Raw genomic sequence first — 8672 nt, forward strand, 5'->3', positions numbered from 1 at the left:
TTAAAAACCTTTAAATTATGTAGGTACAATTCTAATGGAAACCACCTAGCAGAAGCAATATAAAAATCAGCTTTAAAGCGCTAAAGTCTCAGTTATAAGAAGAAGCTGCCGTTTCCGGCAGCTTCTTCTTGGCTTCAATATTTATTTGATCCCGCCGGAAATATTGGATCCTTCGATAAAATGCTTTTGGAAGAAGAAGAAAAGCAAGACTACCGGCGCGAGGACCATCACAGACATCGACATCAAATAGTGCCATTGGGTCTGCATTTGCCCTTTGAATGTCTGCATGCCTATCTGCAATGTATAAAGACTTTCGTCATTCAAATATAACAGAGGTCCCAGCAAATCATTCCAGGCTCCATTGAAAGAAAAGATCGCCACTGTGATCAGGGCCGGCTTTGTCAATGGTACCATGATGTGCCACCAGATCTGGAAATGGTTGGCCCCATCCAAAACCGCTGCATCAAGCAGTTCATTCGGAATGGTAAGGGAAAACTGTCTTAAAAGGAAGATGAAAAATGCACTCCCCAGGAAAGATGGAACAATCAAAGGCAGATATGTATTGATCCATCCCAATTTAGAAAACAGGATATATTGCGGCACCATGGTAACAAATCCAGGAATCAACATGGTGGATAGAACGAGGACGAATAAAAAATTCCTGCCCTTGAACCTGATTTTTGCAAAGGAATAAGCCACCAATGAATTAATAAATACACTGCCGATCGTACCGATGACAGCAATCAACAGGGTGTTCAGTGTCCACCTGGTAAATGGCGCCGTCTGCCAAGCCTTCAAATAGTTAGAAAACTGAAAGCTGTCCGGCAGGAATGAAGGCGGATACTGGGCAATCTCCTGCGGAGTCTTCAAGGAAGTTGATATCATCCAGAGTAAGGGTGACAGAATGACCACACTGCCGGCAATCAATATAAAGAGAATGATCCATCCGTGGAGCCTCTCCCTGAATTTCTTGGATTGGCGTAAATTGACCTTTTGTGTGTTTTCCATTATTTTCTGTCCCCTCCTTCGTAATAAACCCATTTTTTCCCGAACTTAAGGTTGATGAAGGTCAAGATCAGGACGATTACAAACAAGAACCACGCCATTGCAGTTGCGTATCCCATATCAAAGATTTCAAAAGCATTATTCCACATATGAAGATTGTAGAACAGCAGTGAATTCGCAGGGCCCCCGCTTCCATTATCCGTCATGACATAGGCTTCCTGGAAAATCTGGAAAGCACCGATTGTACTTGTGACGATATCAAAGAAAATGATTGGCGTGATCATCGGCAGGGTAATGTAGAAAAACTTATGAAAAATATTAGCTCCATCCAGTTCTGCCGCTTCATACATTTCCTTGGATACACCCTGTAGGACAGCTAAATACAGCAGCATTCCCCCTCCTACACTCCATAGTTTCATAATGATCAGGGAAGGCTTGGTCCATTCCGGGTCAAACAGCCATGCAGGCCCGTCAATTCCAAACCATGCAAGGAAGGTATTGATCATTCCTGTACTTGGGCTTAGCAGCTGCATCCACAAGAAGTAAACCGCTACTCCTGATAATATGGAAGGCAGATAGAAGACCGTCCTGAAAAATTTCATTCCCCGCACCTTCTGATTCAACAGCACCGCAAGAAGAATGGCTCCTGCCGTGGTTGCCGGCACTGAGAATAGAACGAAATACAATGTATTCCATAAGGAAGTCAAAAACATTTCGTCAATGGTAAACATTTTTTTATAGTTATCGAGACCGATAAAGTTCATTTTCGAGGTGATGTTATAGTCTGTAAAGCTTGCAGCTAAAGAAAACAGCATCGGCCCCAATGTCAGGCCGAAGAATCCCAGCAGCCAAGGACTGATGAACAAATACCCAAATAAATTATCCTTCGCTTTCTTGGACATGATTCTTTTCTTCGGAGTAACAGAGACCACCCTGCTGCCGGCATCATCGTTTTGCCTTCTCAGCTTGGCATTTCCTGAATTCAACCCTGCCGTTCTGCTTGACTCTGCCGCGTTTGATATTACTTCTGCGTTGGACCCCTTCATAGGATTACCCCCCTTTTTAATAAGCCGAGTGCTAAGTGTTATTTCAAAAAATTCAATTGACCAAAAGAGAGAAGGGATCCCTTCTCTCTGGCAGCATTTATCTTTTCACTTTTTTAACAGCTTTTTGCGCATCCTTCAATGCAGCTTCTGCGTCGATTTCACCCATCATGAATTGATCGATCTTTGGATTCATCAAGTTTTGATAGTCCGGGTATTCCACCGGTGTAGGTGAAAGGATGGTCGTATCCAGGTTATCGATCGTTGCTTGATATACTTCTTGATCTTTTCCTTCGAGTTCTGCTGCAGCTGCTTCAGCCGCTTCAATATTTGCCACGTTATCAAAGTTCTGCATAGCCCAGTACTTTTGAGCTTCTTTTCCTGTTAAATACTTGATGAATTCTGCAGCTGCTTCAGGGTTATCTGCGCCTTTTGGTATTTCGGCAACAAAGCCTCCCCCGCTGCTCCAGTGTTTATCTTCTTCGCTATAAGCAGGGATGGGGGCAACCCCAAAGTTCATATCAGGTTTAAACTCCTTGATTTGAGTGTAATTATTACCTACGTTAACCCACATAGCGATCTTCCCGCTGATGAATGGATTTGCCTGCTGATTCTGGAACTCTGCTTCAAAGGTCTGCACGGTATCTTCACCGATTCGGTCCTTCCACTGCTTAACCCACTCCAGGGCCTCAACCTTCCTCGGCGTATTGATCATGACCTCACCATCTTCAATAAACCTCTGTCCCTTATCCGCATTTACCATCCAGGCATCCGCGCCGACACTTCCCCATAGAGGATAAAAGCCTATGCGTTCATAATCATCGCCGTTCTTTTTATCCAGTTTCTTAGCGTACTCTTCAAGTTCATCCCAAGTCTTAGGCGGCTTTTCGGGATCCAGGCCGGCTTCTTTGAAGGCATCCTTATTATAGAAGAGAAGGCGTGTGTCCGTATTAAAAGGAACAGCATATGGCTTTCCTTCATATTCAACCGTCTCCCATAAATGCGGATAGAAGTTTTCTTTAAAGTCTTCATCAAAATAGTCACTTAAATCTTCAGCCTGGTTGTTTTCTGCACGCTGGGCAACAGAGTTGATGTCATTGATGATCACATCAGCCGGATCTCCCGCAGCGATGGATGCCAGGTTTTTCGTCCAAATGTCTCCCCAAGGCAAATATGTATGTTTTACAATAATTTCATCTTGAGACTCATTGAAATCCTTTATAATCTTTTCAATCATCGGTTTCCTTGTTTCCGAACCCCAGAATGTCCAGAAATCAACTACCTTCTTGCCGTCTTCGGTTGTGCCTGCCGCATTTCCTCCATTATTCCCGCATCCGGCTAAGACGCCAGACAGCAAAAGAAGGAAGGAAAGAAGCAGAACCAAACTCTTTTTCCTCACTTGTAACTCCCCCTAAACTCGATTTCTTTTTACAAGGCTCTTTTCGTAAACTTTGCTGCTATTCAAAATATCTTTAAAATAATATCCTGTTAATCGCCGTAAAAACCCCGATGAGCAGGACAGATAAGAGCTGCTCGTTCTTTTTCGGGAGTAAAACCTTTGAATACAGGAAAAAAATCCGTCACGTGGGATTTTTCCGAAAGCAACAATATATGCGAATACAGCCTTTTACAAATAACTTACAAATCGGTACTGCTTCTTCTTCTACCCCGCTTCTTCTTCTTCTTAAACATCTTTCTACAAAAAAATTACCGGCATTTCAGAATTTGTCGGTTTCTGACCGTGGCAAAATCGTATACAATGAGAGAAGAACCGTTTAATGACAGGCACTCGAGCACATTAGGCAGGCAAATTATTTGACGCATCGTTTTCCATTAATTGCTGGTTTGCTCTCCCCATAATTTGAGCCTTCACTGAGCTTTTTTGAAAAATAAGACCATCTTATCTAAATAAGGAGAACATATGAATACAAAAACCGAAGCCCTAAGCATTTTTTTGATTGAAAACACATCATCATTTACCGCAGACTGGCTGAAGCAGCAGGATATCCGGACAGGCTCTCATTACTCACCTGATGCACCGCCTGAAGTGATGGAAAAATTGAAGGAGCAGAATGGGAACTATGTTAAGCTTGTTGCCCAATCCCTTTTTCAAGATGAGGATGAAATGAGGAGATGCATTTCAGACTGGACTGCCCAAACAGCACCCGAAAGGGCCAATTCGGATACTTCCCTGTCAGAAGTGACCAGGAATGGCGGTATTTTCAGGAGCCTCATTCTCGACTATGTCGAAAAATTCGCTGAGCAGAGCGAACATGACATCACCATCAAGGATTTGATGATCTGGGTAAAGAAGCTTAACAGGACGTTCGACTATGTGATGGAAACTTTCACAGAAAACTTTCTTGAGATCCTTCTAAACAGGTTGTCTTCCCAATCCAATTTGATTAATGAGCTTAGTGCCCCTGTCATTACACTCACAGATGAAGTCGGGCTTTTGCCCATCATTGGTGATATTGATACGGCAAGGGCAAAAAGCATATTGGAAACCACTCTGCATCAAAGCACCAGTACCGGTATCTCCTACTTGATCATCGATCTGTCCGGAGTCGTCATGGTCGATACTATGGTTGCTCATCAGATCTTCCAGCTCATTGAATCTTTAAGGCTTATCGGGGTGAAAGCAATCCTTACCGGAATACGTCCAGAGGTTGCCATGACTGCTGTTCAGTTAGGGCTCGATTTCTCAGAAATCCATACAGAGAACTCTTTGAAGAGGGTCATTTATACCTTTGCCAGGAAACTGGATATCAGCCCTGCTTAACTTCCGGGCGTTTCAAATAGAAATGGGAACTGCACTAAACGAATCAGCTCTCATTATCTCTGTCTTACTCGATACAGTGTTATGAGTATAGGCTCTTTTCGTAAACTTTTCTGCTATTCAATGTAAATCCTGGTATATCGTCGTAAAGAACCCGGTAAGCAGGCAAGAAAAGAGCTGCTCGTTCTTTTTTGAGAGTAAAGCCTTCCCGAAAGCAACGATATATGCAAAAACGGCCTGAGTATAAGAACTTTTTCAAAGTGGGTGTGGATTTGAAGAAAGTAATTGCAAGTGCTGCTGCATTGCTCCTGTTATTGATTTTCCTGCACTGGCAGAATAATTCAATTACGGAGACAGAAGTGACCATCGTTTCAGAAGATCTGCCTGCTGCATTCCAGGGATTCAAAATCATCCAGCTCTCAGATCTCCACAGCAAATCCTTTGATAAAGAACAGCACTCTATTTCTGAGAGGGTCAGTGATGCCTCCCCGGATATCATTTTTTTCACTGGCGATTTAGTGGATAGTAAAAATTACGATGAAAAACCGAGTATTAAACTCATGGAAAAGCTTTTAGAGACGGCACCGGTCGTTTTTGTGACGGGTAATCACGAGTGGTGGTCAGGGCATCATCAAGACTTGGAGGAAAAGCTGATTGAGCTGGGAGTCACTGTTCTTCAAAATGAGAACATGCAGGTGAAAAGAGGAAATGAGGCCCTTGTACTCTTGGGTATAGATGACCCAGCTTCCGGACTTTCACTTGAGGAGATGATGGACTCAGCTAGTAAAGGAACTACCGGGAAATTCAAAGTACTTCTGGCTCACCGCCCTGAACGGTTTCCTGAATACCAGGAATATCAAATTGATCTGATATTTTCCGGCCATGCCCATGGAGGACAAGTCCGGCTACCCTTTGTTGGAGGGATTGCCGCCCCGGACCAGGGATTCCTCCCCAGGTATGATGCAGGTGTGTTTCGAGCAGGAGGATCCACTCTTATTGTCAACCGGGGCCTGGGCAACAGCATTATCCCGCAAAGGCTGTTTAACCGGCCTGAAATCGTTGAAGTCACGCTGAAATCCCAATAAGCAAAGGAACGCAACTCCTTATAATCAAAGCCTGCAGACATCCAATCCGTCTGCAGGCTTTTTTATCAATCATTTGATGGAAGGGCTTCTCACCTGCCGTCCAGAATCTTCTGAAAGAGAAGCGAATCAACTATCACACATTGGAATAAATACGGTCCACATCTTTTAAATTGATATCCAGCTGCATCTTTTGATGGTCGCGGAGTTGGCGAAATACATCTACCGTGAAGTCAATTTGTTCATCAGTATGAGCAGCGGTCGGGATTATTCGGAACATCAACATCCCTTTAGGAATTACAGGGTACATGACAGCCTGCAGAAACACTCCATTTTCTCTTAAGAATTTGATCCAAGGAAGACCGATAGAAAGGTCGCCCCCTGGAACATAAACAGATAGAATCGGCGAATCTGTATCCGCAACAAAATATCCAAGGTTCTTAAGTCCTTCTGTTAATTTTGTCGATACTTCAAACAACCTATTACGGTTCTCATCCCCTGCTTTGACGATTTCTAATGTTTTTTGGAGGCTTTTCACATACACCATCGGAAGACTTTTAGCAAAAATCTGCGTCCTCGCGTTATATCGAATCCAATCGATAACTTCTTGACTGGCTGCTGCAAACCCGCCTATTGCTGCAAAAGCTTTTGCAAAAGTAGCCAAATATATATCGACTTTATCCTGGACTCCAAAATGTTCAGCAGCCCCTTTTCCCGTTTTCCCCATAACACCAAAGCCGTGTGCATCATCAACAAACAATCTTGCGCCGTATTGTTCTTTGAGTTCACAGATTTGATCGAGTTTTGCAAGGTCCCCCGTCATACTGAAAACACCTTCTGTTAAAATCAAAATGCCGCCTTTACGTGTCTTATTGACTGTTTTCAATAGTTTTTCCAAACTATTCATATCATTATGCCGGAATACTCTGATGTTCCTGGGATTCGATACTGCAAGCTTTGCAGCATCTACAATGGAAGCATGACATAATTTGTCCATTATGATTACTTCATCCCTGCCAACTAGGGAACTGATTGTGCCGATAATACCCAAATAACCGAAGTTAAAGAGAATGGACGCCTCTTTATCCGCATAATCAGCAAGTTCATTTTCCAACCTTTCATGTTCCCTCGTATTGCCGCTCACCATGCGGCAGCCCATGGGACCGCTCACTCCCCATTCAGAAGCAGTATCAACGGACACATCCCGGATATCAGGATGACTGGCAAGGCCTAAATAGTCGTTGGTTGCCCACATCACCTTTTCTTTCCCGGCATATTGAATCGTGGGGCCTGGTATGGAATCAATAACTGGAGATATAAAGTAATCATCACCTGAAGTCCTGAAGTCACCGAAATAGCCTTCATTGGTTTTGCATTTATCAAAAATATCCCTGTAGGCAGTACTATTCATGATAAAACTCCTCCTAATATATGTAGTCCTTCTTTTATCATTATAACTAAAAATGACAATAATTGACTAAATTTTATGATATTTCCAAAATATAAACATTATTAATGGGCGCTTACAGTGTTTTTATCATGTGCGAACAATTGCAGCCAAGTGCTTTTGTCAAGGAGCTTTACCTCATGAACCGTTCTTCACATCCACGTGCATACAGTTATTACCTCTTTAAAAATAAGTCTGAATGAACATATTAATTATGGTCATTCGACCTATTAAAGGAGGTAATAACAATGAAGTCCAAAATAAAATCTTTTCTGATCTGTTCACTTGCACCCGTAATCATTTTGGCGGGGTGTAATAATGATGGAAATAAAGACCTTGCTGACCCACAGGACGTAAACTACGATCCAGTGAGTTTCAACGGTGAAAACCCTAACCAGAATGATAACGGAAACGGTAATGCCTTAACAGATCGCAATCCTCAAGATCCGGCCGTCCAGCGCCAAGGAAGAAACCTCTTCACTCAACGCTTCGTGGTGCCGATCAACCCGAGGAATGGCGGACAGAATTTCAGGGAATACGCAGGACAAGGAAACGAGCAGGACCAGGGTCAAACTGCCCAAGAACCTGAAACCCCACAACAGCGCGGGGAAGGTAACGGACAAAATCAAAATGCCGAAGCTGGCAACCTTGGTGAGCGTGTCCAGCAGGTGATCGACCTGACAAACAAAGAACGCAAGAAGAATGGCCTGCCCGCATTAAAGCCTCATGCAGAGCTTTCAAATGTGGCACGCATCAAGTCGGAGGATATGGTGAATAAAAATTATTTCTCTCATACCTCCCCTACTTATGGATCGCCATTCGAAATGATGGAAAACTTCGGGATCGAATACAGCACTGCTGCCGAAAATATCGCAGCTGGGCAAGAAACTCCTCAAGAAGTCGTACAAGCCTGGATGGACAGTCCGGGACACCGTAAAAACATCATGAACAAATCAGTGACCCATATCGGTGTAGGAATAGCAGAAGACGGCGGAATGGGAACATACTGGACACAGATGTTTATCAAATAAAAAGCGGAAGCGCCTTGATCAGCCCCGACAGGCATAAGACGAGCCGGCAGGAAGGTTGCTCTTTACCTTCTTGACGGATTGGCTTATGACCCCGAGGGGCTAGGTGCTGGAGCTGGATTGAATAAAAAGCGGAAGCGCCTTGATCAGCCCCGACAGGCATAAGACGAGCCGGCAGGAAGGTTGCCCTTTACCTTCTTGACGGATTGGCTTATGACCCCGAGGGGCTAGGTGCTGGAGCTGGATTGAATAAAAAGCGGAAGCGCCTTGATCAGCCCCGACAGGCAT

At 43.8% G+C, this 8672-nt stretch carries 7 protein-coding genes; 3 read left to right on the forward strand and 4 right to left on the reverse strand.

The features are described from left to right. Nucleotides 1-141: 141 nt before the first annotated feature. The 3 genes from D3H55_RS11765 to D3H55_RS11775 all read right to left on the reverse strand — a co-directional run bounded on the left by D3H55_RS11765 (nt 142) and on the right by D3H55_RS11775 (nt 3447). Nucleotides 142-1008 (reverse strand): carbohydrate ABC transporter permease, encoded by an 867-nt coding sequence (locus D3H55_RS11765; protein WP_119547111.1) that lies wholly within the window; start codon nt 1006-1008, stop codon nt 142-144. After that, nucleotides 1008-2051, reverse strand: coding sequence for a carbohydrate ABC transporter permease (locus D3H55_RS11770; RefSeq protein WP_338067935.1), 1044 nt, complete (start codon nt 2049-2051; stop codon nt 1008-1010). Before D3H55_RS11770 ends, D3H55_RS11765 begins: the two co-directional genes overlap by 1 nt. Before the next feature lie 97 nt (nt 2052-2148). Further along, entirely contained in the window at nt 2149-3447 is a 1299-nt protein-coding gene (locus tag D3H55_RS11775) for an ABC transporter substrate-binding protein (RefSeq protein ID WP_119547112.1), read from the reverse strand. Between the two features lie 522 nt (nt 3448-3969). Here D3H55_RS11775 and D3H55_RS25250 point away from each other — a divergent pair. Together D3H55_RS25250 and D3H55_RS11785 are read left to right on the forward strand one after the other, a co-directional pair. Further along, nucleotides 3970-4830, forward strand: a complete 861-nt coding sequence (locus tag D3H55_RS25250; RefSeq protein WP_119547113.1) for an STAS domain-containing protein — start codon at nt 3970-3972, stop codon at nt 4828-4830. 269 nt (nt 4831-5099) lie between these two features. Next, on the forward strand, nt 5100-5912 hold the full coding sequence (locus tag D3H55_RS11785) for a metallophosphoesterase (RefSeq protein ID WP_240628557.1): 813 nt from the start codon (nt 5100-5102) through the stop codon (nt 5910-5912). 133 nt (nt 5913-6045) lie between these two features. On the opposite strand, the gene D3H55_RS11790 is transcribed toward D3H55_RS11785, so the two are convergent. Beyond that, on the reverse strand, nt 6046-7320 hold the full coding sequence (locus D3H55_RS11790; protein WP_119547115.1) for an aminotransferase class I/II-fold pyridoxal phosphate-dependent enzyme: 1275 nt from the start codon (nt 7318-7320) through the stop codon (nt 6046-6048). 284 nt (nt 7321-7604) lie between these two features. Between D3H55_RS11790 and D3H55_RS11795 the strand changes: the two genes are divergently transcribed. Next, entirely contained in the window at nt 7605-8387 is a 783-nt protein-coding gene (locus D3H55_RS11795; protein ID WP_119547116.1) for a CAP domain-containing protein, read from the forward strand. Nucleotides 8388-8672: the final 285 nt, after the last annotated feature.

The organism is Bacillus salacetis (assembly GCF_003581585.1).
Classification (GTDB): domain Bacteria; phylum Bacillota; class Bacilli; order Bacillales; family Bacillaceae_B; genus Rossellomorea; species Rossellomorea salacetis.

Coding starts and splice junctions, on each gene's coding strand:
- D3H55_RS11765 (WP_119547111.1), bottom strand. CDS start 1,008: ATGGAAAACACACAAAAGGTCAATTTACGCCAATCCAAGAAATTCAGG.
- D3H55_RS11770 (WP_338067935.1), bottom strand. CDS start 2,051: ATGAAGGGGTCCAACGCAGAAGTAATATCAAACGCGGCAGAGTCAAGC.
- D3H55_RS25250 (WP_119547113.1), top strand. CDS start 3,970: ATGAATACAAAAACCGAAGCCCTAAGCATTTTTTTGATTGAAAACACA.
- D3H55_RS11790 (WP_119547115.1), bottom strand. CDS start 7,320: ATGAATAGTACTGCCTACAGGGATATTTTTGATAAATGCAAAACCAAT.
- D3H55_RS11795 (WP_119547116.1), top strand. CDS start 7,605: ATGAAGTCCAAAATAAAATCTTTTCTGATCTGTTCACTTGCACCCGTA.